34 protein-coding genes and 2 pseudogenes are annotated in these 25038 nt (G+C 36.1%); 5 read left to right on the top strand and 31 right to left on the bottom strand.

Annotation, left to right across the window (positions count from 1 at the left end):
• Nucleotides 1–313: 313 nt before the first annotated feature.
• Nucleotides 314–1087, top strand: coding sequence for a hypothetical protein (locus tag A3Q34_RS19025; RefSeq protein ID WP_070376772.1), 774 nt, complete (start codon nucleotides 314–316; stop codon nucleotides 1085–1087).
• Nucleotides 1088–1228: 141 nt separating this feature from the next.
• On the opposite strand, the gene A3Q34_RS19020 is transcribed toward A3Q34_RS19025, so the two are convergent.
• The 5 genes and pseudogenes from A3Q34_RS19020 to A3Q34_RS19005 form a co-directional block, all read right to left on the bottom strand.
• A complete protein-coding gene (locus A3Q34_RS19020; RefSeq protein WP_070376771.1) occupies nucleotides 1229–2638 on the bottom strand; it encodes an aldehyde dehydrogenase family protein in 1410 nt (469 codons plus the stop codon).
• A 59-nt stretch (nucleotides 2639–2697) separates the two neighbouring features.
• Complete coding sequence (locus tag A3Q34_RS19015) at nucleotides 2698–4338, bottom strand: acetolactate synthase large subunit (protein WP_231907490.1); 1641 nt, start codon at nucleotides 4336–4338, stop codon at nucleotides 2698–2700.
• A gap of 207 nt (nucleotides 4339–4545) precedes the next feature.
• Nucleotides 4546–4754 (bottom strand): annotated as a pseudogene (locus tag A3Q34_RS19010) (TolC family protein); the annotation flags it as partial.
• Between the two features lie 238 nt (nucleotides 4755–4992).
• Complete coding sequence (locus tag A3Q34_RS21135) at nucleotides 4993–5121, bottom strand: hypothetical protein (RefSeq protein WP_269447172.1); 129 nt, start codon at nucleotides 5119–5121, stop codon at nucleotides 4993–4995.
• 354 nt (nucleotides 5122–5475) lie between these two features.
• On the bottom strand, nucleotides 5476–5751 hold the full coding sequence (locus A3Q34_RS19005) for a metal/formaldehyde-sensitive transcriptional repressor (protein ID WP_070376768.1): 276 nt from the start codon (nucleotides 5749–5751) through the stop codon (nucleotides 5476–5478).
• Between the two features lie 102 nt (nucleotides 5752–5853).
• Here A3Q34_RS19005 and dmeF point away from each other — a divergent pair, with 102 nt between their 5' ends.
• Together dmeF and A3Q34_RS18995 are read left to right on the top strand one after the other, a co-directional pair.
• Nucleotides 5854–6783 (top strand): CDF family Co(II)/Ni(II) efflux transporter DmeF, encoded by a 930-nt coding sequence (gene dmeF / locus A3Q34_RS19000; RefSeq protein WP_070376767.1) that lies wholly within the window; start codon nucleotides 5854–5856, stop codon nucleotides 6781–6783.
• A 607-nt stretch (nucleotides 6784–7390) separates the two neighbouring features.
• A complete protein-coding gene (locus A3Q34_RS18995) occupies nucleotides 7391–8776 on the top strand; it encodes a class II fumarate hydratase (protein ID WP_070376766.1) in 1386 nt (461 codons plus the stop codon).
• A gap of 294 nt (nucleotides 8777–9070) precedes the next feature.
• On the opposite strand, the gene A3Q34_RS18990 is transcribed toward A3Q34_RS18995, so the two are convergent.
• Nucleotides 9071–9589 (bottom strand): hypothetical protein, encoded by a 519-nt coding sequence (locus A3Q34_RS18990; protein WP_197517621.1) that lies wholly within the window; start codon nucleotides 9587–9589, stop codon nucleotides 9071–9073.
• A gap of 405 nt (nucleotides 9590–9994) precedes the next feature.
• On the opposite strand from A3Q34_RS18990, the gene A3Q34_RS18985 reads away from it, so the two are divergent.
• Nucleotides 9995–10177, top strand: coding sequence for a hypothetical protein (locus A3Q34_RS18985; RefSeq protein ID WP_070376765.1), 183 nt, complete (start codon nucleotides 9995–9997; stop codon nucleotides 10175–10177).
• A gap of 161 nt (nucleotides 10178–10338) precedes the next feature.
• On the opposite strand, the gene A3Q34_RS18980 is transcribed toward A3Q34_RS18985, so the two are convergent.
• The 24 genes and pseudogenes from A3Q34_RS18980 to A3Q34_RS20620 all read right to left on the bottom strand — a co-directional run bounded on the left by A3Q34_RS18980 (nucleotide 10339) and on the right by A3Q34_RS20620 (nucleotide 23356).
• Nucleotides 10339–10806: a GNAT family N-acetyltransferase gene (locus tag A3Q34_RS18980; RefSeq protein WP_083278099.1), complete on the bottom strand. Its 468-nt coding sequence runs from the start codon at nucleotides 10804–10806 to the stop codon at nucleotides 10339–10341.
• 83 nt (nucleotides 10807–10889) lie between these two features.
• Complete coding sequence (locus A3Q34_RS18975) at nucleotides 10890–11606, bottom strand: riboflavin synthase (protein WP_070376764.1); 717 nt, start codon at nucleotides 11604–11606, stop codon at nucleotides 10890–10892.
• 579 nt (nucleotides 11607–12185) lie between these two features.
• Nucleotides 12186–12332: a hypothetical protein gene (locus A3Q34_RS20740; protein ID WP_197517620.1), complete on the bottom strand. Its 147-nt coding sequence runs from the start codon at nucleotides 12330–12332 to the stop codon at nucleotides 12186–12188.
• A 135-nt stretch (nucleotides 12333–12467) separates the two neighbouring features.
• Nucleotides 12468–12719: a GlsB/YeaQ/YmgE family stress response membrane protein gene (locus tag A3Q34_RS18970; RefSeq protein ID WP_070376763.1), complete on the bottom strand. Its 252-nt coding sequence runs from the start codon at nucleotides 12717–12719 to the stop codon at nucleotides 12468–12470.
• A 115-nt stretch (nucleotides 12720–12834) separates the two neighbouring features.
• On the bottom strand, nucleotides 12835–13347 hold the full coding sequence (locus A3Q34_RS18965; RefSeq protein ID WP_197517619.1) for a DUF1439 domain-containing protein: 513 nt from the start codon (nucleotides 13345–13347) through the stop codon (nucleotides 12835–12837).
• A gap of 81 nt (nucleotides 13348–13428) precedes the next feature.
• On the bottom strand, nucleotides 13429–13626 hold the full coding sequence (locus A3Q34_RS18960; RefSeq protein ID WP_269447171.1) for a DUF2798 domain-containing protein: 198 nt from the start codon (nucleotides 13624–13626) through the stop codon (nucleotides 13429–13431).
• 182 nt (nucleotides 13627–13808) lie between these two features.
• Nucleotides 13809–14219: a hypothetical protein gene (locus A3Q34_RS18955; RefSeq protein WP_070376760.1), complete on the bottom strand. Its 411-nt coding sequence runs from the start codon at nucleotides 14217–14219 to the stop codon at nucleotides 13809–13811.
• A gap of 146 nt (nucleotides 14220–14365) precedes the next feature.
• Entirely contained in the window at nucleotides 14366–14806 is a 441-nt protein-coding gene (locus A3Q34_RS18950; protein WP_220470083.1) for a GNAT family N-acetyltransferase, read from the bottom strand.
• Between the two features lie 266 nt (nucleotides 14807–15072).
• Nucleotides 15073–15432, bottom strand: a complete 360-nt coding sequence (locus A3Q34_RS18945; RefSeq protein WP_070376758.1) for a hypothetical protein — start codon at nucleotides 15430–15432, stop codon at nucleotides 15073–15075.
• Between the two features lie 98 nt (nucleotides 15433–15530).
• Complete coding sequence (locus tag A3Q34_RS18940) at nucleotides 15531–15863, bottom strand: hypothetical protein (RefSeq protein WP_157471065.1); 333 nt, start codon at nucleotides 15861–15863, stop codon at nucleotides 15531–15533.
• Nucleotides 15864–15997: 134 nt separating this feature from the next.
• Nucleotides 15998–16192, bottom strand: a complete 195-nt coding sequence (locus tag A3Q34_RS18935) for a DUF4177 domain-containing protein (protein WP_070376757.1) — start codon at nucleotides 16190–16192, stop codon at nucleotides 15998–16000.
• A gap of 90 nt (nucleotides 16193–16282) precedes the next feature.
• Nucleotides 16283–16819, bottom strand: a complete 537-nt coding sequence (locus A3Q34_RS18930; RefSeq protein WP_070376756.1) for a TlpA family protein disulfide reductase — start codon at nucleotides 16817–16819, stop codon at nucleotides 16283–16285.
• Nucleotides 16820–16859: 40 nt separating this feature from the next.
• Nucleotides 16860–17213 (bottom strand): hypothetical protein, encoded by a 354-nt coding sequence (locus A3Q34_RS18925; protein ID WP_070376755.1) that lies wholly within the window; start codon nucleotides 17211–17213, stop codon nucleotides 16860–16862.
• Between the two features lie 133 nt (nucleotides 17214–17346).
• Entirely contained in the window at nucleotides 17347–17598 is a 252-nt protein-coding gene (locus A3Q34_RS18920; RefSeq protein ID WP_070376754.1) for a hypothetical protein, read from the bottom strand.
• Between the two features lie 200 nt (nucleotides 17599–17798).
• Nucleotides 17799–18398, bottom strand: a complete 600-nt coding sequence (locus A3Q34_RS18915; protein ID WP_070376753.1) for a LysE/ArgO family amino acid transporter — start codon at nucleotides 18396–18398, stop codon at nucleotides 17799–17801.
• Between the two features lie 225 nt (nucleotides 18399–18623).
• A pseudogene (locus tag A3Q34_RS18910) lies at nucleotides 18624–19097 on the bottom strand (GrpB family protein); the annotation flags it as partial.
• A 162-nt stretch (nucleotides 19098–19259) separates the two neighbouring features.
• The gene (locus tag A3Q34_RS18905) at nucleotides 19260–19478 is read right to left on the bottom strand and encodes a DUF6500 family protein (protein ID WP_070376751.1); all 219 of its coding nucleotides are present in this window, start codon (nucleotides 19476–19478) and stop codon (nucleotides 19260–19262) included.
• 198 nt (nucleotides 19479–19676) lie between these two features.
• Complete coding sequence (locus A3Q34_RS18900; protein ID WP_070376750.1) at nucleotides 19677–20210, bottom strand: DUF1569 domain-containing protein; 534 nt, start codon at nucleotides 20208–20210, stop codon at nucleotides 19677–19679.
• Nucleotides 20211–20375: 165 nt separating this feature from the next.
• Nucleotides 20376–20573 carry a hypothetical protein gene (locus A3Q34_RS20985; RefSeq protein WP_231907391.1) on the bottom strand — a complete coding sequence of 66 codons (198 nt, stop codon included), beginning with the start codon at nucleotides 20571–20573 and terminating at the stop codon, nucleotides 20376–20378.
• A gap of 519 nt (nucleotides 20574–21092) precedes the next feature.
• On the bottom strand, nucleotides 21093–21434 hold the full coding sequence (locus A3Q34_RS18890; RefSeq protein ID WP_070376748.1) for a hypothetical protein: 342 nt from the start codon (nucleotides 21432–21434) through the stop codon (nucleotides 21093–21095).
• A gap of 130 nt (nucleotides 21435–21564) precedes the next feature.
• Nucleotides 21565–22104, bottom strand: a complete 540-nt coding sequence (locus tag A3Q34_RS18885; RefSeq protein ID WP_070376747.1) for a manganese efflux pump MntP — start codon at nucleotides 22102–22104, stop codon at nucleotides 21565–21567.
• A 251-nt stretch (nucleotides 22105–22355) separates the two neighbouring features.
• Nucleotides 22356–22559, bottom strand: coding sequence for a DUF3565 domain-containing protein (locus tag A3Q34_RS18880; protein ID WP_070376746.1), 204 nt, complete (start codon nucleotides 22557–22559; stop codon nucleotides 22356–22358).
• A gap of 105 nt (nucleotides 22560–22664) precedes the next feature.
• Nucleotides 22665–23084, bottom strand: a complete 420-nt coding sequence (locus A3Q34_RS18875) for an MAPEG family protein (RefSeq protein WP_070376745.1) — start codon at nucleotides 23082–23084, stop codon at nucleotides 22665–22667.
• Nucleotides 23085–23191: 107 nt separating this feature from the next.
• Nucleotides 23192–23356, bottom strand: coding sequence for a hypothetical protein (locus A3Q34_RS20620; RefSeq protein ID WP_157471063.1), 165 nt, complete (start codon nucleotides 23354–23356; stop codon nucleotides 23192–23194).
• A gap of 722 nt (nucleotides 23357–24078) precedes the next feature.
• On the opposite strand from A3Q34_RS20620, the gene A3Q34_RS18865 reads away from it, so the two are divergent.
• Nucleotides 24079–24555, top strand: coding sequence for a hypothetical protein (locus A3Q34_RS18865; protein WP_070376743.1), 477 nt, complete (start codon nucleotides 24079–24081; stop codon nucleotides 24553–24555).
• A gap of 5 nt (nucleotides 24556–24560) precedes the next feature.
• Here A3Q34_RS18865 and A3Q34_RS18860 read toward each other — a convergent pair whose 3' ends face one another.
• Entirely contained in the window at nucleotides 24561–24959 is a 399-nt protein-coding gene (locus A3Q34_RS18860; protein ID WP_070376742.1) for a hypothetical protein, read from the bottom strand.
• Between the last annotated feature and the right edge of the window lie 79 nt (nucleotides 24960–25038).

The following is a 25038-nucleotide window of genomic DNA, read 5'->3' as shown; positions in this document are numbered from 1 at the left end:
GCTAACTTATTATAATAAAATGAGTTTTTATTAAGCATCCCTAACGCTTGCTTGGATAAAACGGTGAAGTAATAAATAGCAGAAAATTTTCTGGCTTTACCGACAAGCCAAGTAACAGTAACTCAAACGGTTAAAGCACAAAATTATTGTATGAACATGCCTCAATAAATGGCTTTTATTTAATTGTTCACCTACACTTTTGATGAACCAACTCAAATAATAATACGACTACTTTGTATTATTATTACTCTTCCATATTCCATTTAGTTGTTGGCGGTTGTCATGGATGAACAATCATATAAAGGAAGCCAACATGACTAAAAATCTAAAAGTAATATTATTTTATTTTGTACTATTAACCTTGTTCTTAATGTTAGGTTGGGTGTCAGTACCGGTAAGTGCAGAAGAAAAATCAGTAAAAAACATTGCTAATGTGTGGTTATTTGTACCAAAACCAGGACAAATAGCTAATTTTGAACAAGCGTTTATAGACCACATTGCCTATCGAAAATTAATGAAAGACCCACGAAGCTGGTCTGTTTATCAAGCTGATATGGGGGCAAATATGGATGCTTACATCGTTCGGTCTTGTTGCAATACTTGGTCAGAGCTTGATGATTACCGTCAGTGGAATATTCAAGCGAAAGCCTCTGAAAACTGGCGTAAAAATGTCAGCAAATATATTTCTCATTATGAACACCACCGCGCTGAAAATGATCTAAACAACAGTCATTGGCCAGCAGATGTTACTTATAAATATATCGGTGTTAATACCTATCAGCTGAAGTTAGGACACAGCGAAGCTTTAGAAAAAGATAAGAAAATCATCAGTGATGCGGCTAAAAAAGAAAATTGGCCATATAATTGGTTATGGTATGACAGAGTCAATGGCACACTTGAAATGAGTCTGGCTATTCCTTACATGACTTATGGAGCTATGGCGCCACCAGATATTAAGTTTAGTAAATTACTAGCTAAACATTTGGATAGTCCAAAGAAAGCTAAAAAAGTACTGCAAAGATGGTCATCACACTTTGATGAAATTTCTTATAACATTTACATATTACGTGAAGATTTATCGATGTAAGGTATTTGATGACTAGGCGCCGAATGAAAGTGCGTATAGAGCGAATAAAAAAGCGTCTTTGGTAACAACTAAAGACGCTTTTATTTTATAAAGACTATTTATTTCACTATATTAAAGCTCACTGTATTAGCGCTTACTGTATTAGAGCTTAATAACGGCCATCTTATCCTGAGACATATCATGCATAGTGTAAGCTATGCCTCCGGTATTATATCCTGAACTTTTGCGCCCAGCGAAAGGCATCCAATCAACCCTAAAGGCAGTATGGTCGTTGACCATTACAGCTGTAGCGTCTAATTCCTGTATCACCTTCATCGCAACATCAAGATTCTTGGTAAACACCGATGCCTGAAAAGCATAGTCTAGTGAATTAGCCTGAGCAATAGCCTGGTCAATGTCATCATAGCCATAAACACAAATGACTGGACCAAAAACTTCCATGTTAGAAACTTTTGCATCGACTGGCGGTTCAAGCAGTACTGTTGGCGCATAAGTAGTATCACCCAAGCGTTTACCGCCGGTAACAAGTGTTGCGCCACCAGTCACGGCTTCATTAACCCACTCTTCAACACGATCGACTTCTTTGGGACGAATTAATGGTCCACATTCGGTTGTTTCATCAATAGCGTTACCGACAACGAGCTTTTCAGCGCCATCAGCTAGCATTTTTGCAATGGCTTGAGCTTTATTTCGAGGCGCAAAAATACGTTGTACAGAAACACATACTTGCCCCGAATGATAAAAACCACCTTTGAGCAAACTCGGGATCATTGCTGCAATATCAGCACTTTCTTCGATAATAACCGGGGCAACGCCACCATGCTCTAATGCACAGCGTGTTCCTGGCGCTAATTTAGAACGTAACATCCAACCAATTTTGGCTGATCCAATAAAACTAAAAAAGGCGACGCGAGGGTCAGTGATCATTCTTTCAGACGTTGATGTCTCGCACGTAATAAAGCGACACCACTGAGGTGGTAATCCCGCTTCGTGCATAATATCAACGAATGCCTGACAAGATAATGGTGTATCTCGAGCCGGTTTAACTAACACCGGACAACCTGCAGCTATCGCAGGAGCCACTTGATGAACAATTAAATTTAATGGGTGATTAAAGGCTGAAACAGCAACCACAACTCCAATAGGCTCTTTACTGGTGAAAGCAATTCGCCCCGCTCCAGCTTCAGTTAAATCCATCGGTATTTGCTTACCCGTTAATGCCGATATTTCTTTTGCGCAAAGCTCTACACCATCGATAGCTCGAGTAACTTCTACACGAGCATCGACCAGCGGCTTTCCGCCTTCACTTGCGATGAGTAATGCTAATTCATCAGCTCGTTGTGAAATTAACACCGCCGCTTTTTTAAGAATACTTATCCGCTTAAAGGCAGGTAGCCATTGCTTACGATCTTTGAAGAGTTGCTGGGCAGTCTCTAAATACTCATCAATTTTATCCCACGTTACCGTTGGAACTGATCCTACATAAGTTTGGTCATAAGGGTTAACCACATCGAGTGTTTCAGCGGTACTATTTTTGTCTAAGTCGGCCATAATCTGCTCTTTATTAAGTTAAAAAATGCTTGCTGACAAGCGATATTATAATAAAAGGTTTATATTAAACAAACCTTTGCTGCCAATTCATCAATCAATACCCTTTGATTCTCAGAGTAATCAACGGGAAGTTCAACAAGATGAACACCTCCCGCTGAGAATGCTTTTTCATAGGTAGCAATGATATCTTCAGCAGAGGTAACTCTGTGCCCGGTTGCGCCGTAACTTTCTGCGTATTTAACAAAATCAGGGTTATTAAATTCCAAGCCCCAATCTGCAAAGCCTGAGCTGGTTTGCTTCCAGCGGATCATTCCATATGAGTTATCATTTAACACAGTGATCACTAAGTTCAATCCTAAACGAATTGCTGTTTCTAATTCTTGTGAATTCATCATAAAACCGCCATCACCGCATATTGCCATCACGCGTCGGTCAGGGTTTAACATTGCGGCCATCATACCTGATGGCAAACCAGCGCCCATTGTAGCGAGGGCATTATCGAGTAATACCGTATTAGGTTGATAAGCTTTATAATTACGGGCAAACCAAAGTTTGTACATACCGTTATCTAAGGCGATGATATCTTTTTCACCCATGACTTTTCGAATATCAGCAACAAAGCGCTGAGGAATAATTGGAAAGCGATTATCGTCAGCTCCTTCTTCAAGGTGCTCATCTATGGCGAGTTTTACCTTATCAAAATAGCTTCTATCAAACTTTACTTCTCCTGCTAACTTATCTTTTAAAGCTGTCACAGACGCCGCGAGATCACCAATAATTTCTGATTGAGGGAAATATACTTGATCAACTTTCGCCGATTTATAGTTAACATGAATAACTTTTTTACCCCCTTGTTCCATAAAAAACGGCGGTTTTTCAATAACATCATGTCCAATATTAATAATTAAATCTGCACGTTCAATCGCACAATGTAAATAATCGCCCGATGATAACGCTGCAGTGCCTAAAAAGAGACTTGAGCGTTCATCAACAACGCCTTTTCCCATTTGTGTGTCAAAAAAGGGAATACGTGTTGTATGAACAAGATCACACATTGCTTCTCGAACATTTTGACGGTTCGCGCCCGCTCCAATAAGTATTAACGGCATTTTAGCGGCCTTTATTAACGTAACCGCTTCCTCGAGTGCCACCTCATTAGGACCTGCATAATGACGTTTATGGGGTGTCATAATCCCTGCCGTACAATCTTCAGCAGCAATATCTTCAGGCAACTCTAATAACACAGCACCGGGGCGCTCTTCTTCACTAAGGCGGAAAGCTTCGCGCACTAATGACGGAATCGTATTGCCATGGACAATTTGTTTAGACATTTTGCAAATGGGGTCAAACAAGCCAACCACATCAATAATTTGGAACTGGCCCTGCTTAGATTTCTTAATTGGTTTTTGTCCGGTGATCATAATTAAGGGCATGCCACCTAAGTGAGCATAGGCGGCAGGTGTAGCTAAGTTTGTTGCGCCTGGGCCCAGTGTTGCCATACAAACACCCGCTTTATTAGTTAAGCGTCCATAAGTTGCCGCCATAAATCCTGCGCCTTGTTCATGGCGAGTTAACACTAATTTTATCGACGACTTGCGAAGGGACTCGAGCATATCGAGGTTTTCTTCGCCGGGAACAGCAAAGATATGATCGACCCCTTCGGCTTCTAGTGCTTGCACAAATAAATCGGATGCTTTTATTTTGTCATTTTCTTTCATAGTTTTCCCTCATTAGTTTGTACACAATGGTTTATAAAACTTTACCTAACTACCCTACCATTAAAGAGACTTAAAAGTACGGGCGCTATTTTAAAACGCCATAACTCGATGAATATTAGGGGCATTGCTAAGCTATTTTTATCGCCACTATTTTATCGATGACGATCGCCATAAATAAAAAAGCGTTGGTTTCACCGCTTCTGCTTGATATATCGCCGATTGAACTTCTTTGTCTTGGCGATTTTCAGTAAAAGGGGAATGTCAAAAGTAACACCTATAGAAAATAAATCAGCGCGACTTCCATCCATAGCGTCATCGCCACGATAGCCATAGCTTGCGTTTACACCCCATTCAGTTTTATATTTTTGCTGTGCCAAATTTATCCCTGTTTTGGTCGCATCACAGTAGCAATCGTGATCACTTTATTATCAGAGCTAACAGCAAAGTCTGTCATTAATTTTGGTGTGAATTTTTGAAAACATAACCCCTCCAAGAAGGATATCAATTAATATTTTTGATTAATTAGGTTTTGTTATGAGTGTCAGTTGTTATTACAACGCAATATCAAAAGAGCCTAATACAAGAGTAATGATATAAATGGTCCAAAATTTGGAGGCATTTAACCTGTATTTAGCTTTATATTGGTGGGCGATACAAAGATGCTGGTTGTTGGCTTAAAGCCAAACTAGAAGAAGAAAAGATCTTAGCTGACAAATTAGCGACAGGTCCGTTACCTGCAACACCTTTGATAAATGCGATAACCATAGAGCAACCGCCAGCAGATCATTTACATGAGGACGTACAACAATCTTCTTTTGTATTTTCTGACTACTCAGTTAAGTCACTAGCCATCATGTGGTCGCTGTGATCCATCATAGACATATCTTGTGGCTGCGCATTCATTACCTTCATACCTATTATTTGATAAGCCATACTAGTAGACGCCATTGCCTGACCGAAAAAAAAGCCCAAACATACGAACAATACTATTAATGTTTGAGGAAAAAGAAATCTAAAAGTAGCCAACAAGATATTATGATAATAATAAATGATTACATAACTGTTTTTATTCAATCACAATAGTCGTCGCTACTTTTTCATCGGTGTTGGTTACGGTGGTTATTTTAAGTAACTTTTAAGAATAGAAATAACATCTTCTACTTCTGCTAATCGTTGCTCTTTTGTCATATCCTCCGCACCTAAATGCTCTCGTAAATGCGCTTCTAGCACTTCTTTCATCAAACCATTAACCGCACCTTTTATTGCAGCAACCTGTTGCAAAACAGCCATACAATCAGGCTCTCCTTCTAAAGCAGTCTCTAGAGCAATTGATTGGCCTTTTATTCGTCTAACACGACTAAGCAGCTTTTTATTTCCGTCGGCGGTATGCGACATAAATTTCCTTTACTTGAATTGTAGTATACTAGGGTATAGTATATTTCAAAAAATAAGTTGATGCTATGACTAACTGCATTAAGCAACCGATGGAGATATTTAATGAAAAAAGATAGTGGTATTCAGTGGGAGCACTCGCACGATTTTGGTATTGACAGTAAGCTTCATGAAAATAAAGTAAAAATTGTTTTTTGGCTAACAACCATCATTATGGTACTTGAGATTGCTGCTGGTACATGGTCTGGTTCTATGGCTTTGCTTGCTGATGGTTGGCATATGGGCACCCATTCTGCCGCTTTTCTTATTGCTATTTTTGCTTACTCTTATGCTAAAAAGCATGCCAGTAATAAAGACTTTAGTTTTGGAACAGGCAAAGTAAACTCTTTAGGTGGTTTTGCCAGTGCAATTGCATTAGCGATTGTCGCATTGATGATGATAATTGAATCTGCTCAGCGATTGTCAGCCCCGTTATCAATTCATTTTAACGAAGCAATCGTTGTTGCGATTATAGGGTTAGTGGTGAATGTTGCCTCTGTTTTCATCTTACATGATGATCACCATCACCATGACCACGAGCACCAGCACCAGCACCAGCACGACCACACGATGAAAGCCGCGTACTTTCATGTACTGGCGGACACCCTTACCTCGTTATTAGCGATTGTTGCCTTATTGGTGGGTAAATATATTGGTTTATTATGGATGGATCCACTCATGGGAATTGTCGGTGCCATCGTTATCTTGCGCTGGTCTTATGGATTAATTAAAGAATCAAGTGAAGTACTTCTTGATAAGTCGATAAAGAAATCAACCATGGATGAAATTTCAGCGGTATTAAGTGAAAAAAATAGCGTGATCAACGATATTCATGTTTGGAAAATAGCAAGCGCACACCAAGCAGCAATTCTTAAAGTAACCTCTGCCGCGCCCTTAGATTCAAACGAATATGAACGTATTTTAAAAGGATTTTTACCACAGTTATCACATATATCTATTGAAATACGCCATGATCAAAGTGAATGCATGACCTAACTTGAAGCGATAAACATCGGTAATTTTATCACTTGATGATGAATTAGCAGCCCCAAAAGGGTTGCTAATGTGAGATAAGCTTTAAACCCTTAACCCATACCATTGATAGCATATGGTTAATCTCTAGCTATTAATTGATTATTAAATTTTAGCGCTAACCGCTAACGTTAATTCACTCACAATGCTTGCTCGTTAACAACATGAATTAAAGGAACTAGGGTATTGAATTTTAATTAACAACTTTTGCGTAATAGCCATAAATAATTTAAGTGTCTGCTAGAAAATATTTTAAGCAACTATCGAGCTCTATATGGGCCTTAGTTGCCACAATTATTTTGATACCTGTGATTGCTCGCCCGGCGGTAAAAAGGTACTTATTGCACCTAAACAATTAGCGTCTTTAAATTGGCCAGATAAAACGGTAACCTGTAGTCTTAATGTAGAGCAAATAAACTCATTCGCACAGTATCAGAGAGAAAGATTGAATGATGCTAATTACCTAAAGCGGTTAAGGCAAAACTAATATTTGAGAAATAACCCTATTCAATAGACTCTGTTCGACCTTTCTTTATGATTAATGTGCGTAATACTTAAAAAGGCTAACTAAATGCAAAAAAAAGACGATAAGACAACAGTGAATAAAAAGCATATAACTGCCTGTTTATACGGAAATGAAACCGCTAAATCATTAGCCAACTTCACCATTAGCGAATTAAAAATGCCACGCGCTTTCCTTTGGGCACTAGGCACAATCAAGAGCGCATCTGCACAAGCGAACCAAGAATTGGGTTTACTTGATGCAGATAAATCTGCAGCAATTCAATTGGCTGCCAAAGAAGTTGCGGATGGTTTCCACGATAATCAGTTCCCCGTTGATGTCTTCCAGACAGGATCGGGAACCAGCACGAATATGAACGCAAATGAAGTGATTGCCTCATTAGTTAAGTTAAATAGTAATCAAATCATAAACGTTCACCCCAATGATCATGTAAATATGGGACAAAGTTCTAACGATGTGATCCCCTCTTGTATCCACTTAAGTGCAGCAAAACTTATCGCTGAACAGTTATTACCCTCGCTAGAACACTTACGTAACACCTTAGACAACAAAGCCGGTCAGCATCATGACACCATAAAAACAGGCCGTACTCATTTAATGGATGCAATGCCATTAAGTTTTGCTCAGGAAATAAGTGGTTGGAGTGCTCAAGTGAGTTATGCCTATGAGCAGCTTCAAAATAACTTACCAAGTTTATACAAGCTTGCCATTGGCGGCACAGCTGTAGGTACTGGAGTTAATACACACCCAGATTTTGCCACTATTGTCACTCGTATCTTAACCGAGAACACCGGTTTAACCTTCATGCCTGCCGATAATTATTTTCGGGCAATTAGTGCACAAGACACAGCGGTATGCATTAGCGGTATTCTTAAAACCACCGCGGTTAGTTTAAGTAAAATCAGCAATGATATTCGCTGGCTAAGCAGTGGACCATTAAATGGATTAAATGAAATTCGATTACCTGAACTACAAAAAGGTAGCAGTATTATGCCAGGGAAAGTCAACCCAGTGATCCCTGAAGCTGTTTTAATGGCTTGCACACAAGTCATCGGCAATGACACAACCATTACGTTGTCAGGACAATCTGGCAACTTTCAACTTAATACCATGCTACCTTTAATCGCTCATACGTTAGTGCAAAGTATTCAACTACTCAGCTCAAGCGCTAACGCTCTTGCTGATAAGGTTATCAAAGATATAAGCGTGAATCATGACGAAATTAAGCAAAATTTAGCAAAAAATCCAATTTTAGTAACCGCGTTAACTGACTTGATCGGCTATGAAAAAAGTGCTGAGATTGCTAAAAAAGCATACGTAGAAAAAAGGACCGTAATGGACGTCGCTATCGAACTAACCGATATCAGTGAAGCAGAGCTTATGGCACGATTAGATCCTAAACAGCTAATTGGTGGTGTTAATAAAACCCAATAATCAATAGCTTTCCCCGATAAACAATAAACGTTCCCCCGTGATCTTTTTAGAGGTGATCACGGAGTTATAACTCATCGATTAGACCTTATTTAAGATGACCTGCCAAGTTTACTAACTCGTTAATCCTTCATTATCGTCATAGGTTAACTCAGTATTATTTTCAGTAAGAAAACTAAAAATCAAAGACAGTAAACATATTTTAATATGTGCCAATAATTGACCAGATAGTACTGTAGGTTAAATTTAATCGGAAAATATAATTTAATTAATTTTATAAATAATTAAGGTAACTAATCAAGCTGGCTCAGCAGGCTTACTCAGTAAAGTGAAGGTATACACATAACCATAAATAGCGGTAATGACTATACTAGGTGTAACCGTTAACCATAAATTAGGCGTATGGTTAATAAGGTTAACACCAATAGCAATGGAAGATTGAATCGCTATAGGTAAGAGTGGTGCTAACAAAGTACCTGGTATAGCGTTATTACTTAAATATTTAGCCGAGCGGTCTAAGGCATTTCTGAAGGTTCTAAAAATGGCGATGTTTTGTTTTGTTTTAGAAAATACTGTACAGATGATAGGCACAACAAATATTAATGAGAGATAACTTTGCCCAAATTTCGACACTGATTTTTCTAATATAAAAGTAAATAAAATAGTAATCGTGCCGCTTAACGTTCCTTGCACAACTGCCGATCTTAACACCAGTGACTGATCTTCACTGACTAAACCATTAGCCCAAAATGACCAAGCAAAATAAAAACAAAATGAGATCCCCGCCGAAAGAATCAGTCTTACTCTAGATGACATATAAAGTTGCCTTACCTGCGCTTTAGTTAATTTTCCATATTACCGCTATAATGGTGCCCTCGCGATAAATAATTATTTTCAACGAAATTGTTGCTTGATATTTTATTAATATTTGATCTGATAAAATTTAAAAGATTCACGGGCATATCGGTTTTTTACAAAAGTATTAGAGCCATCGGCTGGTGAAAATAAATCGATAATTGCCACCTTACCTCACACTATAAACAAACACTAATCTTTCAATGTTAACAATTCACAAACCCATATCTATATATTAATGGCTGATTATTCTTACTATATTAGCCAAAATTATCATTGAAATCAGCTTGACGAATTTTTGCACTAATATGTTCATAAAAAGATGATATGATAAGTTAAATTAATTTAACATAGCGAAGATTAGTAATGCGGATAAAATTAACTCAAGACCTAGTATGTGGCAATGACACTTTTTTAATGGGTGAAGAATACGAAGCAGTATTGATATTACCCCGTTCGACTACCGTAGAATTTATAGCTGACTCAGGTAAGAAAGTCAGAGCATTTAACTATGAATATACGACAGTAGCCTCTGCAACAGAAATATAGCAAGGTGAGTGCGATCACAGCCGTTTAACAGATCAATAAACGCTGATATTCACAAAGTGGCTTAGCTTAAGTTATATCAATTAATAGTAACCGCTTTCAAAACACTCAATAAACGTAGTGAACGACCCAGCAGCGTCACTACGTTTTAAAAATATAACAACCTATATCGCTTTAATCATCTGCACCGTTTCAGGTTTAAAACCTAATGTTTGGTAAAAGTCGTTTGCTTTTGTATTATTAGCGAAAACTTCCAGATGCAGTAACCTGCACCCTAAATCTTTAGACCATTTCTCAGCAAACTCAATTAAAACTTTACCAACACCTAAACCCTGTGACTCACGTGAAACAGCCAACAAAGGTATTGTTCCACACATCTCACCAGAGATACTGTCTTTATGGGTTCTAACATGAATAAACCCCAAAGAAACATCACTTTTTTCAGCGATAAAGGTAACGTTGGCTTGTGATGATTCAGCAAGCATTTCAGCAATATAATCAAGTTGCATTTTTTGAATAACATCATCAGAATGCCAAGATAACTGAGCAACGTCAGCTAAAATAGGCGAAAGTTTAAAAATAAACGAATGATCACTTAATTTTGCTTCCCTAATGACTAGTTCGTTATCCATAAATACTCTACATTCACACTTAAATATCAGTTAAATATTAACCGTTTAAAACGGCTAATATCACGTAGCAATAGCTTACTATTTTAGCTGTTTTTATTTATTGGGGATTTTATATTATGCCCTAACGCATTAATATCAACGCCTTGTTCAGAGAGAATTTTCTCAAATAACGGCAGTAAAGCCCCTAGATTTTCTTCCAGTGTATCGCGTAAAGTGTCAACAACAACTTGAGTGCCGCGCTCTATCTCTATGTTAATATTTTCGCCAACAGTCTTAGCCTCAAACACTGTCATTCTTCGAGTCTCAGGAATTAACCAAACTTCAAACCACTGCTCTGTCTTATTCACTTGAGAAATGGTTAAACTGGCTCCGTTTAAGGCAATATAGCCCTTTGGAAAGACATAGCGCTTCCACTCTTTTGACAAACCTAAACGAATACAATAATTGTCTTCTATGTGAGTAATATTGACAATAGGGGCTTTAAAGTCCACATGCCCCGACAGAGGATGACCACCAATTTCAGCACCCTCTTTAGCTGCTCGCTCGACATTGACACACGTATTTTTTCCATATTCACTGAGGGTCGTTATTAAAAGGCTTTGTAGCATTACATCAAACTTGACCCTAACTTCAGACACTATTTCAGTAACCGTCAAACATACTCCGTCGACAGAAACACTTGCTCCTATTTCTAGATCAGTGCAAAAACCTTTGTTGAAATCAATAACAAAAGTTCTGATACCCTTTTCATCTGTAATATCGATAATTTTAGCTATCGATTGAATTATTCCTGTAAACATAAATATCTCTTCTTTAATTAGCGACACAACTTAATACTGATACATTGTTAAGCAGTGAAAAAAATGAACGTTGTTGTCGGATAAGCTAGGCCAATCAGTTTGTTGTCATCACTTAAGAATATCAAATTGTGTTGAGGCATTGAATGGTTAGAAGTTTCGGTCTGCATATTTAATTGAAAACATCAAAAACTATATTTTATTTTTCGCTGTGGCCAAATAATATATCAAATAAAATAGTGCCAATACGGTATGAATTTTCAAGGTTATCCCTAGCCATCTCTCGTTCTTCTTTAGCTGCATCAGGTTGACCAATAGATTCATAGTAATCGCCTGCCTTAGCATTATTATGAGCTCTTTTATTTAATGCTGAACTCGAGACACAACCGGTGAGTAAAGAGAAAACGATAAAAATAATAACATTATTTTTTTTTCATTTAATGACTCACCCTAAAAATAAATACCCTGCAATAACACTTATCAGTAAACACAAGTTATATAAGCTAAAATAGTTGGCTAAAATTTGAAAACAATAGCAAAGCCAACCTTATTTAATGACTTCAAGGATGAAGCTATCAGGTGTTATTTATCGTCACTTTCAGAGATAACTTGCTCGTCTTCTGACGGTATCTCCTCTACAGCTGATTTTTTCAAACGTTTTTCTTCCTTTTTTTTCTTTTTAGCTATTTCTTTTTGACGCTTTTCGAAAGAGTAATTTTGCTTAGCCACTCGTATTCTCCTCTGGGTATCTTAAAATTCTAGCATGAATAATACGGCATCCCCCGAATAATTGCGCCCTTGATTACGATTATAATAAATAAAATTAACGGATAATGCTTTTATTTCATCTGTCGGATCAGGCTATTAGGCCTTTTTTATGATGCCAACAACAAATATCAATATAACCGCCCCCGCAGTCGCCGTAACAATTGTACCTATGACTCCGCCAGCCGATATGCCAAGTAAGCCAAAGACAAAGCCACCAACCACTGCGCCTATTATACCAACAACGATATTACCGAGTAAGCCAAAGCCAGCCCCTTTCATTAACCTTCCCGCTAACCATCCGGCTAAAGCACCGATAGCTAAAAATATCACTAGTTCTGTTAGATCCATAAATTCACCTCTGCTATTAAGTCTTCTTTAGTACGCAACAATCTGTCACATTACAATCGTAAAATATAAGTTGTCTACATCTACAGTAAACAACACTGGTCAACTGTTTGTTAATCTAAAACACTCCAAGCGTTATAATTAATTTTTCATCTTTAACTTTCAATGATTTCAATACCGCTTTGGCTAATTTGTGTTTTACATTATCATCTTTAAATTTATAAACGGGATAAACGGCCATCACTTTTGAAAGCGCTGCCTGCGCAATATCTTGTATCTTTGGAGTAAAGTTTTTAGGAACTTTATCAATGGCTAAACTAATAATTGTAGGGTTTTTAAAATAAAACTCACCTTTTTTAGGCTCATAATCTAATGTGCCTTTAATCATTACTTCACCGCTGCCCTTAATTCCACCGGGTGCACTAGCGTCAATATTTGCACGAATACCTATTTCATCACTTTCTTTTAGTAAATCTATTATAGGATTTGATAGGGTAACAGTGACAAAGTATTTCTTTTTTTCGATGGGCATAAAAGCTGATATTTTTTCTTGTATCTCTTGTTCAGTGATTTCCTGTGTGTAATCTAACGCAACGGCAAACTGACTCAGTAGCGATAAAAAAACAAACATAATGCTTCGAAACATAACTTTTCCTTAAAAAATAACAACACCGTAATAAATGCCAACTCTTATTTTCGTCTTAATCATATATTAAATATTATGCTCTTCTTCGTGTAAAACAAAACGCACCAATTTATGTACAATAGGAGATATAATTAAAATAGTTGGAAAAGCAAAAATAAAAGCGAAACTCCACGCTTTTAACCATATAGGAACAATATTCTTCACCATACCTACGTTAAACACACTTATAACAAAAGACATTACGCAGGACATAAGTAACGCCATAAAAAAAGAAAATACAACTTTGTGATATTTACGTGAAATCATCTTGAATACTCATCGATTGTGCTAAGACTCAGTGCTTTACTGAGATTAAAAAGAAAATTTTTATGTCTTGTTAACTTTGCGCTAAATAACTCCGTTCATTTATTTAGCTTCGCCGGTAATTTAATTATTTAAACAGCTTATTATATTTTTTTACAAGTGGACATATCTTTTGAAAGTTCTGTTATATATAAACCATTTTTACCGTGAAAGCGGTACACCATTATTACCCCCAAATTTATAAAACTTTCTAACGCTTTATTCGCACACAATGTACCTATCAACACTTTCTCAATAATTGGCTCAAAAGCCTTTACATCAAGTTGATCAGCGGTGTAATTGATCATAGTGTTATTATAGATAATGAAATTTTTGAATGTTGCTGCGTAATCAAGTCTTGTTTCTTCATCAATTATTTGAGCACCTTTAGCGTTAATTTTAGTAACTGCCTTAGTTAACTCTTGCGATAAAGAACGCTCTAACGGGGTCTGTTCAGCATGACACAAAAACGATGTCGTTAAAGCGATAGGTAATATAATTTTTATTAAATCCATAAAGGTAATTTCCTTAAAAATCCCCAGATTAAAGGGATAAATTATTTTATTAAAATATATAGCACAACTCACCGTAACAAATTTAGTCGTTCCACTATAAAGCGCTGGTTTTACCTAAAATATCAACTGCAATTAAAGCAATAAATCTAACGAGTATACTCAAAACTCAGCAGGCCATCATTCATTGCAACTTCCCTAAAACCATTAGAAATCAACACTTTTTTAGACGCTTTATTTTCGGGTGCAGTATGAGCAATAATACTATTGGTTTCTTCGAAGGAGCAGGCATGAGAAATGAGCAGGTTAACAATTTCTGTTGCATAGCCACGACATTGCCAACTAGGTAGCACAGAATAGCCAATCTCAACTATTCCATTACTATCTGGGGGACCAAAATATCCACCTGATCCCACGAGAGTTCTTTCTCCTGAAACGGCAATATTTATTGCATACCAGCCATACCAACCTTCAGCTAATTTACCGCCTTTTTCGAAACAAGAAAGAAAAAACTCCATTGCATCTCGGTCATATTCACCGCTAGGCCAATCGCTTGAAACAGATGCATTTAATTTTTCAGCAAGTAACAAAGGTGTTTCAAGTTCAATGTGAAGATGAGCGGCTGATGATGATATTAATTCGATGCGTTTTGAATTTAAATTTTTAATGATTTTTATTTACTCTATCGATTACGTTTTTTAACACTTATCCATCAAAGACTATTTTAGCTTCTGCTTCAACTTAACAAAAATCACTTAAGCATTTGATAAACAGTCAATTAAATCCTTTTGTTTGTTTGGAATGAATCAAAAAACAGCCCTCTTAATACTCATTCTCAATGACTTATATCGCAAAATCACTCAGAAATAAAATAATAACCTTTAAATAAAGCGGGACGAAATGCAAAACCACTTAATGCTCTTAGTGGTGTATAAGATATTATATTGCCGGTTGAGAAAAAGCTTGAAACAACTCTTAACTGACCGTTTTCAAATTTAAATTTTAGCTGCTCATCGAGCGCGTAAACTCGACTGCTAACACCGCAATTAAAAGTGATGGCAGGTTCAAATTTATGGGTCAGCGTATCCATTTCGTTTATGGGTAATAGCTTACTCATAAGCATGCCATCAATATTAACCGCATACTTATTCAAAAAATCCTCTGCCGCAGTGCAAGACAAGGAAAAGCTTAATAGTATAAATGATAGTGTTTTCATTCGATCTCCCTATCGTTCTTTGTCGCTAAAGTTGCTGTCTGTAATAGACGAGTCCCTCAACTGTAATTTATCCGTTTGATTCACTTATTTTAAAGTCTTTATAATACAGTAAAAGCAAAGGTTAATTTACAATCGATATACTTTAGCATGCGATTGACTATCACAGGTATATCAAAGCATTTAGTACCTGAATCCGAGCTAACCGATACAAATATATCACAGTCTTCAATATTAACTCTTTGTCGGACATAATAGTCACTAATGTCGTCGAAGTTAGTGTCCGTTAAGGGTACACAAACAACATAAACATTATTTTCAACATTTTTATCGAACAATGAGCCTAGTATCTCTCGCTCGAGTGTAAAGGCTTGCATCTTATCTAATCGATTGAACCTGAAGCTTATTGAAGCCCTAATCTTTGAATTTTCCACCGAACTCTCTGTTTTGTATAACGCCAAATAATCAGCGAAGTAATGTAAGTTAAATAATACAACGACGTTAAGTAACCTCGCCAGCCCTATGAAGTCATAGTGAACTGCTTAAGTATTTTAGATCGGTACATGCCCTAAATTTCTTTTTTCATGACACCTGCGAACTCAAGACCCCCCTCAAGTTCACGAAAATCTACGTTAACCAGTTCCCAGCCAGCACTGCCAAGTGTATTGAGATAACTTTCAACATCTTCTCGTTTTCTCCCTTTAAACAGTCCTGCTGTCTCAACATCTCTGGTATCTACTATTTTATATTTGTACTGTTTCATCAATTTTATCCTCAAGGAAATTCAATAATGCCGACCTCAAACTTAACTAAGGAGGTTTATTACCCGCCCTTAAATTGTTGCTTATAAATTCTATATTTTATTTAAAGATACGCCATCCCTTAAAACTGATTGCCATTGGGTAAGTTGATTTAATTTATAGCTTCTCTCGATAATATTTGTGTCTCTATCAAGCTTTACTACATAAGGAACAGCACGCCCTTCGTTTCCAAAATAACGTTTCTGCAAGGCCATTGTGCCCTCACTAGCTATCCACACTTTACCCGTAAAACCAGTTTTAATTAACATGCGGTTAATTTCATCAATATCTTCATCCAAGGCAACAGCTAATAAATTAATGGGTAATTGCTTATTAGCGGTCACTTTCTCTAGCGTCATTAAAGATTTGTAGCAAGGAGTGCACCACGAAGCAAAAAAATAAATAACGGTATCGTTCCCCTTAAGTTCATCAAAAAAATGACGACTTCCTTGAAGGTCTATTAAATCTATTCTTTGAATGGGCTTGTTTACAACAGATGTAAAAGATGGCGATAAAAAGCCCAGGTAGTTTGCCCCAGCAAAGCCAATAAAAAATAATATAGGTAAAGAAATTAACATCCATTTTTTCAACGTCGTACTCCAATGTTTATTTAGCGCTGCTTAACCAGTCTTATTTGTCATCAGCCTGATAAGTGAATAAACCAATGAGTGCTTCACTCACGAAAATAACACCATACTGAATAACAACAACAAACATAAATCCAATACCTGCTTGAGCAGAAGGCGTTATGCCAAATAATAATACTGCACATAATAGTGAAACAATAACGCCAGCTATCGCCCTACACCCTATTAACAAAGGGCTACTATAAGCGGCTCGATTTGCAAGCAAAAATACCAGCAGGTAAGGGAGCAAAATAAAAATAGCTTCCCAAAAACCAAACCCCCAATATTTATAAGTAACCGCTATTAAACTAATTAACGATAAGGCTTTACTATATTTATAAAGATTCAATTTAATCATTTGCATTCCTTTGCTCATCCGCTCTCAGTAGAGAGTAATATTATCATTGGCAAAATGCCAAATTAGTAGCACAGCTATTTACGTTATTGCCTGCCCTTTTTAATTTATTATCGTTAAGTTTAACTAGTTTACTTTAGGTTTTCTCAAGAATACTTTTAAGTTCAGTTCTTAAGCGTATTAGAGAGTCTAAGTGATTGTTTGAGGATTTTACCCCTCCATATTCAGCTTGTCTAGATTGAGAAAATTTAACAATATTTAAGGCCATGTCTATTTTCTCAACTAAAGCAGCACCCTCTTCAGGTATCGGTTTTATCCACTGTAATGAAGTTGATAGATCTTCAGTCCCTTTTTTAGATAATAATTTTATTAATTCACACGCGTTCATATAATACCTTTACTGATTATGCCCATTTATAGGCAATTAATATCTAGCTAAAATATTGAGGAGATTATAATAACTATTTTTTGTTTAACTAAGCCTATAAGCCCCAAACCAACAAAAGTTAATAATAGACCTATTGCTGTGATGAAACACACACATTTTTCCTTGGCAACCAACAGTCAATTCACTGTTAAGTATACTTTTTAGCTAAAAATTAACGTTAAAGCAATAATGAGCATAGTTAGCCCAACAATAAATTCTAGCACTTGCCATGACTTTGGTTGTTGAAATAGCGGGGCTAAAAATCTTGCTCCATAACCCAAACTAAAAAAGAAAGTGAATGAAGCTGAAATTGCCCCTAAGGTAAATTCAATTTGCTTTCCCTCATATTGTGTTGAAATGCTCCCTAAAAGCACCATAGTATCGAGGTAAACATGAGGATTTAACCATGTAAAAGCAAGACAGATAGCAATCGTTTTTAAGACTGAATGCTGTACTTTAGCTTCTGGTGTTAAGACATGACATTGACTGAATGCTGACTTAAAACTCAGTGTAGAATAAACAAGAAGAAACAAAGCACCGCCATATCGGGCATACGTTTCAATAAAAGGATACTCATTTACAATAGCGCCAAAACCTGCAACACCCAATGAAATTAAAATAGCGTCAGAAATAGCACAAATAGTACAAATTAATAAAACATGTTGTTTTTTAATTCCCTGCTTCAAAACAAAAGCATTCTGAGAACCTATTGCAAGGATAAGAGAGAGGCTAAGGAAAAATCCCGCGAAAAAAGTTGTCATATAAATTATCTTTTCTAGTTGAATAAAAATAAAACACTACGACTAAGCCCTTATACAGGGGCAATAAAATAGCTTTTGTTAGCAGCTAAGTAAACGTTAAAATTTACGAATACTACTCTGCGGCTATTAGAAAAATAGCCTTTTGAAAGATTTGCTTTAACCCGAAGGCTTTGTTCTTGTAAGATTAAATATTTTTTTCAGATAGCACTCATTGTAAAATCATTTTCATGATGTGAGTTTATTTTCATGTAAAACTTGCTGAATATACGGCCACTTTTTCTTAGTGTATTCATCCCTATCGTCTTTATAAGTAATGGCTAATTCTTGTTTTAAATTTGCGTATCCGTTAGCGATAACTGAGTTTGAACGTAATAAATTTCTGAACCTTAAACGTTCATTCCAGAGTGGGCTTTCAAACGGCACCAAATGTAAGTGATGTGTGCGAAATTCATCTGAAGGTTTGCAAAACCAATGCATAACTTCAGGCTTATAAGGCCAATATTTATAACCGTTTTGGGCAAGCGCTATAATAGCAGGTTGAGCGAGTTCCAAAGACTTAACGCCAAACATTATATCTATTATAGGTTTAGCAATCATGCCCGGAACAGCGGTACTACCTACATGTTCAACAGAACCATAAAGCCAATCACCTGCAACAGCTATTAGGCGTTTTTTTTCTGCTGCAAATTTATCATCCCAAGATGGATTATACGCTTATAGAACGATTGCGGCTTGACTGATATTTTGTAGTTCCTTTGTCATTAAACCTCACCAAGTGCGGAATCACAGTCGATTATTCTATTAAGTGCAGTGAAAAAATTGGGGTTAAATGTTATCAATTATGCGATTGGTTATCTTCCATTACAAACCATTTTCTACCATGGTTTTAATTTTGATCGCCTTGACGAAATGATCTAATCTGTGAGTCTGTATCCACCATGTTGCAACTTCCATAAGTAGTTCAGGTGTTTCATTTTTATTAGCAAAAAAGGCATAAAATGATAGTCCAACGTTGTCACCATTACTCGCTATTTTTTTATTACAAACGTCGATAATTTTTAATCGTAACTCTGCTTTCATTGTTTACTCATCGCCTTTAAATTTACCATTAACCCACAGATCTATAAGGTATATTAACGGCTTTATCTTTTATAAACATCAATCTATGCAAATACCTGATGAGTCAGTTAACGTTTCTATTTTAGATTCAATTAACAGAAACTATGCAAAGCACTTAACATTAATTTGAGTGATTTTAGTGACTTGACCACGGCATTGTTAAGTCTTTATCTCTTGAAGATGGTTATATAAATGCATGACATGTGCTATTTCATACTCCGCTTTCGATAGCTCACCGTAGGCAAAATGCGGCGCAAGAATCCCCTGATAACGGCTAAAGTTGAGCAGAGATTGTTTTAAACGAATGAGTGCGTGTGTTGAGTCTAGATGTTTAATAATAATTGGAGCACTTGGAATAGGCTCTCCTAAGTCATGTGTCATCTTACCCTTAGATGCAAAAATCGAGAATGCGAGTTGACCAACCGTACTCTTAAATAAATTCGATTTATGTTCTGGAAATTCAGACATTGAAAACTCTACACTTTGTGCGCAATGGGTAAATATTTGATATGGGTTCCATTCGCCTTGGTGGATAAGACTCTCATCAGATAAATCATCTAGCTTTTTTAAAGCCATCTCTACGGTAAGGCTATTTTTATTGCCCTCTTTAATCAGGGTAAATGCGCCTGCATCTACTCCTAAAATAACTCCGCCACCTACCAGTGAAGCTTTAACAAACTGTCTACGTTTCATTTCAAATCCTTAAAAACTATTCTCCCAATAGGAGGCTAAGTTTAGTGAACTAAAGGTTATTGACCGTCCTAGACAAAAAAGCACAGCTAAAATTTGCCCGACTTGAATGACTTATGTTGGCACTGTTATAAGAGTTATTATTTAAATCGACCTAAAGTAAAAACATTAAGTATCGTTCGACTTTCTCTCTTGTTCCATTTTAGCCATGCTAATATTTAATTCTATAAGAGACTTTTGAATATCCATTAACACAGGATTAGATTTAGAATGGTTCCTTATTTCTTCTTCACGAAAGCCGAGTCTGGAATCAAGGTAACCAATAATCAACGACAATAAAACAAAAGTGAACAATATAATTGGCACTGCAATCATTGGACTTGTAAAGACAAATTCAGTGACAAAATTATCACCTAGTGATTTAATAAAAACGAAAATTATCAGGAGGAATTGTACATATCCAATATACATTTTCGACCTATCTATGTAGACCTTCCATCGAATCAAAGTTTTTTTGTTAAGTCGTGAAATCAAGTAAACTCCTAGGGGTATGACGCCACATTAAGCGTCAGAATATCAGGTAAAGTATTAGGTAAAGTATTAGGACGAAGCAAACGATATTTCTTTGCAAGGATATGTGAATACCCCTTACTGAGAAATTATTGATACCGCATCACCCTGGCATTTTGGGCTGCCCAGCAATTACTAATAAGATCTACAGGTGAAGTCCAGCAAACATAATCTCATTTTACTGCGCTAAAGTTACCACAAAAAAGAACTCAAACAAGCAGGAAATCATTTAATTAACACCGTGAGTAAATATAAACTGCGCTAAGCGACTAAGCGCAGTTTACTAGCGCTAGCAAAAGGCTACTTTAGCTTTAATTAGCTAGTGTGATTTTCTTGTGAGATAAAGTTTTTTTCCATAATGTCTATAATAACAGCCTCTGACAGTTCATTTAGTGCGTATTCAGCCGACGAATAAATATCACCTTCTTTGCTACCCAATGCTATTTCTATAGTATCAGGCTTCTCATCATGGATGAGTACAACAATCTTCTTGTTCTGGGCTATGCAATCAATGGTAATCGCATCAGCTTTCATGCCTTGGTTACGTAGGTTTTTATCCATTATGCCCATCAATGTATCAACATTATCAAATTGGTTGTAGAACGAGTCATTCGCCTTAGCGACAATCTCTGATACCTTTTTTAGTGTACTTTTCATTTTATTAACCTCAACAAAGATAATATAAATACCCTACCCAAAGATAAGTAATTATTAGCTATATTTATAACAAATGGCGCGAATCAAATGTGTACGCTCATTGTAAACGTGTTGAATACCGATTAACCCTCTAATTTAATAAGATATTTATACCTATTAAAATCAAAGTGACACCACCCAAGAATTCAGCCTTACTTTCTAACCAAGTACCCGTTTTAGCGCCAATTAACACGCCCAACCAACTGAAGAAGAAAGTCATGCTACCAATAATAAAGCAAGCGACGAATGGATTTACAGCTAAAATGGTAAAAGTAAAGCCAGCTGCCATGGCATCAATACTGGTAGCGATGGCAAGTATTAGCATAACGCGATGAGTTACTTTTACAATATCATCTTCTATGCCTTCAGAAAAAGATTCATAAATCATTTTAACACCTATGAGCAAAAGCAATAAAAAGGCTAGCCATGTAGCATAAGACTCCATCCAACCTAGTATTCCTCGTCCTCCAAGATAACCCAATAAAGGCATCACCCCTTGAAATAGCCCAAAATATACTGCTGACATTAATGCCAAAGGCGTAACCTTGCTATTGTGTTTTGCCCCTAAGCCAATTGATACTGCAAAAGCGTCCATACTCAATGCCACAGCTAAAATTAATACTTCATTCATTAAGTAATTCGACCGTTAAATAAAAAAAATAAAAAAGCCAACACCAAATTAAAAGTAAATTATAGATAAGGGAATGTTGACTAGAATGAAAGATACACTGTTTTTTGGTTGCTATAGAGTTCGAGGTCCGAGCCTTAAAACGATAGTGGTAAAAAGCCCCCTAATCGACTAATTAGACCAATAAACCTGCTAGGTATCTTACTAAGCACTTATTTCACCATCTAGCGTAGAGGGAATAAATGCTAAGGTTATTATAGATCTGATGGCTGCCCTAAGTCACATTTTTTACACTTTAATAGGTGGCCTAACAACGAATCGCGTCCCTTTTCTGTTATTACCCAAGGGCGACATATAAAAGGAGGGTTATGTCTGACATGCTGAAAGTGACCGCATTTTAATTCAGCGACCCAATCACCTTCTTCATCTTTATGATAACCGACAATAGATTGATTCATTTATACCTATTACAATTTTTAGAGGTGAAAAATAGTCGTTGAATAACATAGTTCAAAAAACTACCGAAGATTCATTTAAGTTTTAAATATTATATCAAATAAATTTTATCGGCTTAGTATATCTAAAGCTAAAATTCCCCACATAAATAATACCGCTAAAAAATTTATATTAAAAACACTGCCTCTCAGGCGAATGTTTGTTGAAACTATTTGAACAATACTATGTACCACACGTCCGATAACAAACACCCAAGCAGCCCATAAATATGCGTTTTGATATAAATCGGGCCGGGCAATTACAATAATACAGATAACATAGAATAATACCGGCCATTCAAATTGATTTGAAAGATTAGCGCTAGTGCTCTTTTCTAAGTTAAAAAAGGGATGACAATCATCTGGACTTTCAACAGTGCCCCAAATATTTGGAGCACGTATTATTGTTAGTAATACATATAGAATGACTACCCATAAAATATAAGATAATAATGGTGCAAATAAAGCGTATTCATTGATAATTTTCATATTTTAAAATTCACCTAACGCCTTCTAAAAGACTAATAATGCATAGCTAAAATATTGAGGAATAAAAAAGCCAATGGTTTGTTATATATAAAAAATAAAAGTTTTCGTTATGAGTGTGAGGTTACCGGCTTAGAAAAGAAAACAAAGGGGATCGCTAATGGACCAATTAGCAGTGCTGCTAGCACCCATAATGTTTTATTGGCATGACGGTATTTAGCTACATAAAAACACAAAACCATACTGATTAAACTTATAATAAATAAGATGACCATTATTCCACTCCAATCTATAAGTAAACACACTAAAGTTAAACAGACGATTATAGGGACAAATAATGCTCCATTTAAAAACAAGTTATTGATGGTAAAATAGTCGATGAGGGAGTAAATAGCTAACGGTTATTTTTATACTTGGTATTTTATTATATTTTAATTGTTTAGATAAACCACTAACACAATGGATAGCACATAAAAGGATATTCCTAACAGACAGATTAAATTGATTTTTTTAGACTTAATCTCCTTAAAAGAAGCAAAATCATGAAATTCTATTTTAAACTGACCCAAGGTCAGCATTTTTAGAATCAAGCCGCCGGTCGTATAAAAAACAAATCCAAATATAGTCTCAATTAATAACCAAACAAAAATATCTATAACGAAACTCATCCGACTAACTCCTAAAATAAATATTCCATTCGTAACTAATTTTTTTGGCGGAATGTCCGGCAACAAACAAAAAAACAACGGTTATCTACCAATGATGTAACTTACTGATTGATGACATATTCTTTAACATCAAATGATTCAACTAACGAAAATTACCTAATGCTATTTGGTTTTGCCATTTTTCAAATATGTTAACGCTGTTAGATTCAATGGGAGCATGCTCTTTTTAGCATAACTTGTTAGGCCCCACCTGAAAAAATATACTTTTTTCGAAATTAATCAGCGTTTAAACATGTCTAGTAATTATCAAAACACACCAAGAGTAACAAATGAATACCAAAGATTTTACCACTATATTTTTAATTGGCATTTTTTCTAGTATTGCCTTTATTGTAATCCAACCTTTATTTGGAATGCTTACGTTAACTTCGAGACACGCATCAGCATATATAAACTTAGGTAATTATAATGAAACTACCGCCATTGTATTATCATGGATTGTGCATATTAGCGTGTCTGTGTTCTATACGTTTATTGCTAGCCTTATTTATAACTTTAACGTTTCATATCTAGTAAGTGTTGCGCAAGTAATAATTTTAGGATGGCTAACAACACTTTCAGCAACCCCTGCCAATGAATGGGTTGTAAAACTGATAACTACAGGACAATTTACATCAATTACGTCTTTATCTGAGTTGAACACTGAAATTGGTCCTAAGTTGTGGCTTCATATTTTATTTTTTGCATTCGTATTAACCGGACTAGGACTTTCTAGATTAATAAGTTCACCCAAAACATCCGTTTAAACAACTTATAAGCTCACTGCATATGAAGCTTGAATTAATTTTTCAGCTTCTTTAATAGTCAAATTTGATGATTTGCAAATGACATAACCATTAACTTGAGAGATGATATATTTAGGGGGAAGGTCTCTAGGAATATGTTCAAACTCTCTTTCTACAAGCTCAATTGCAGTAAAACCAGCGGTACCACATAACTGTGTAGCTCTACGATTAAAGATTTTATGAGCAGCCTTATAGTCATTCCATGGGGCAAAATTTGTTTTTGCTACAATAGAATAAAGCCCTTTCTGAAGCTTATTGTCAGAAAATCCACCACCTAAGGCATTTGGCCCATTATTTAAATTATGATTGGACACAGTACAACCACTTAACAAAAAGACTAATACAACACACTTTGAAATTTCCAATATCATTCCTTTAATATAACGCCCTATAACAAACAAAAATTGATTAGCTAAAATGCTGAACGACCTCAGAAAAGCGAGC

Origin of the sequence: Colwellia sp. PAMC 20917, assembly GCF_001767295.1 — a bacterium.
GTDB lineage: Bacteria > Pseudomonadota > Gammaproteobacteria > Enterobacterales > Alteromonadaceae > Colwellia_A.
Note: the sequence above shows the minus strand (reverse complement) of the source record. Positions and strands in the feature narration are given on the sequence as shown.

What these genes read in the sequence shown, in the direction of transcription:
- A3Q34_RS19025 (WP_070376772.1), top strand. Translation starts at nt 314, where the DNA reads ATGACTAAAAATCTAAAAGTAATATTATTTTATTTTGTACTATTAACC.
- A3Q34_RS19020 (WP_070376771.1), bottom strand. Translation starts at nt 2,638, where the DNA reads ATGGCCGACTTAGACAAAAATAGTACCGCTGAAACACTCGATGTGGTT.
- A3Q34_RS21135 (WP_269447172.1), bottom strand. Translation starts at nt 5,121, where the DNA reads ATGGTTATCGCATTTATCAAAGGTGTTGCAGGTAACGGACCTGTCGCT.
- A3Q34_RS19005 (WP_070376768.1), bottom strand. Translation starts at nt 5,751, where the DNA reads ATGTCGCATACCGCCGACGGAAATAAAAAGCTGCTTAGTCGTGTTAGA.
- dmeF (WP_070376767.1), top strand. Translation starts at nt 5,854, where the DNA reads ATGAAAAAAGATAGTGGTATTCAGTGGGAGCACTCGCACGATTTTGGT.
- A3Q34_RS18995 (WP_070376766.1), top strand. Translation starts at nt 7,391, where the DNA reads ATGCAAAAAAAAGACGATAAGACAACAGTGAATAAAAAGCATATAACT.
- A3Q34_RS18990 (WP_197517621.1), bottom strand. Translation starts at nt 9,589, where the DNA reads ATGTCATCTAGAGTAAGACTGATTCTTTCGGCGGGGATCTCATTTTGT.
- A3Q34_RS18985 (WP_070376765.1), top strand. Translation starts at nt 9,995, where the DNA reads ATGCGGATAAAATTAACTCAAGACCTAGTATGTGGCAATGACACTTTT.
- A3Q34_RS18980 (WP_083278099.1), bottom strand. Translation starts at nt 10,806, where the DNA reads ATGGATAACGAACTAGTCATTAGGGAAGCAAAATTAAGTGATCATTCG.
- A3Q34_RS18975 (WP_070376764.1), bottom strand. Translation starts at nt 11,606, where the DNA reads ATGTTTACAGGAATAATTCAATCGATAGCTAAAATTATCGATATTACA.
- A3Q34_RS18970 (WP_070376763.1), bottom strand. Translation starts at nt 12,719, where the DNA reads ATGGATCTAACAGAACTAGTGATATTTTTAGCTATCGGTGCTTTAGCC.
- A3Q34_RS18965 (WP_197517619.1), bottom strand. Translation starts at nt 13,347, where the DNA reads ATGTTTGTTTTTTTATCGCTACTGAGTCAGTTTGCCGTTGCGTTAGAT.
- A3Q34_RS18960 (WP_269447171.1), bottom strand. Translation starts at nt 13,626, where the DNA reads ATGGCGTTACTTATGTCCTGCGTAATGTCTTTTGTTATAAGTGTGTTT.
- A3Q34_RS18955 (WP_070376760.1), bottom strand. Translation starts at nt 14,219, where the DNA reads ATGGATTTAATAAAAATTATATTACCTATCGCTTTAACGACATCGTTT.
- A3Q34_RS18945 (WP_070376758.1), bottom strand. Translation starts at nt 15,432, where the DNA reads ATGAAAACACTATCATTTATACTATTAAGCTTTTCCTTGTCTTGCACT.
- A3Q34_RS18935 (WP_070376757.1), bottom strand. Translation starts at nt 16,192, where the DNA reads ATGAAACAGTACAAATATAAAATAGTAGATACCAGAGATGTTGAGACA.
- A3Q34_RS18925 (WP_070376755.1), bottom strand. Translation starts at nt 17,213, where the DNA reads ATGATTAAATTGAATCTTTATAAATATAGTAAAGCCTTATCGTTAATT.
- A3Q34_RS18920 (WP_070376754.1), bottom strand. Translation starts at nt 17,598, where the DNA reads ATGAACGCGTGTGAATTAATAAAATTATTATCTAAAAAAGGGACTGAA.
- A3Q34_RS18915 (WP_070376753.1), bottom strand. Translation starts at nt 18,398, where the DNA reads ATGACAACTTTTTTCGCGGGATTTTTCCTTAGCCTCTCTCTTATCCTT.
- A3Q34_RS18905 (WP_070376751.1), bottom strand. Translation starts at nt 19,478, where the DNA reads ATGAAAGCAGAGTTACGATTAAAAATTATCGACGTTTGTAATAAAAAA.
- A3Q34_RS18900 (WP_070376750.1), bottom strand. Translation starts at nt 20,210, where the DNA reads ATGAAACGTAGACAGTTTGTTAAAGCTTCACTGGTAGGTGGCGGAGTT.
- A3Q34_RS18890 (WP_070376748.1), bottom strand. Translation starts at nt 21,434, where the DNA reads ATGAAAAGTACACTAAAAAAGGTATCAGAGATTGTCGCTAAGGCGAAT.
- A3Q34_RS18885 (WP_070376747.1), bottom strand. Translation starts at nt 22,104, where the DNA reads ATGAATGAAGTATTAATTTTAGCTGTGGCATTGAGTATGGACGCTTTT.
- A3Q34_RS18880 (WP_070376746.1), bottom strand. Translation starts at nt 22,559, where the DNA reads ATGAATCAATCTATTGTCGGTTATCATAAAGATGAAGAAGGTGATTGG.
- A3Q34_RS18875 (WP_070376745.1), bottom strand. Translation starts at nt 23,084, where the DNA reads ATGAAAATTATCAATGAATACGCTTTATTTGCACCATTATTATCTTAT.
- A3Q34_RS20620 (WP_157471063.1), bottom strand. Translation starts at nt 23,356, where the DNA reads ATGGTCATCTTATTTATTATAAGTTTAATCAGTATGGTTTTGTGTTTT.
- A3Q34_RS18865 (WP_070376743.1), top strand. Translation starts at nt 24,079, where the DNA reads ATGAATACCAAAGATTTTACCACTATATTTTTAATTGGCATTTTTTCT.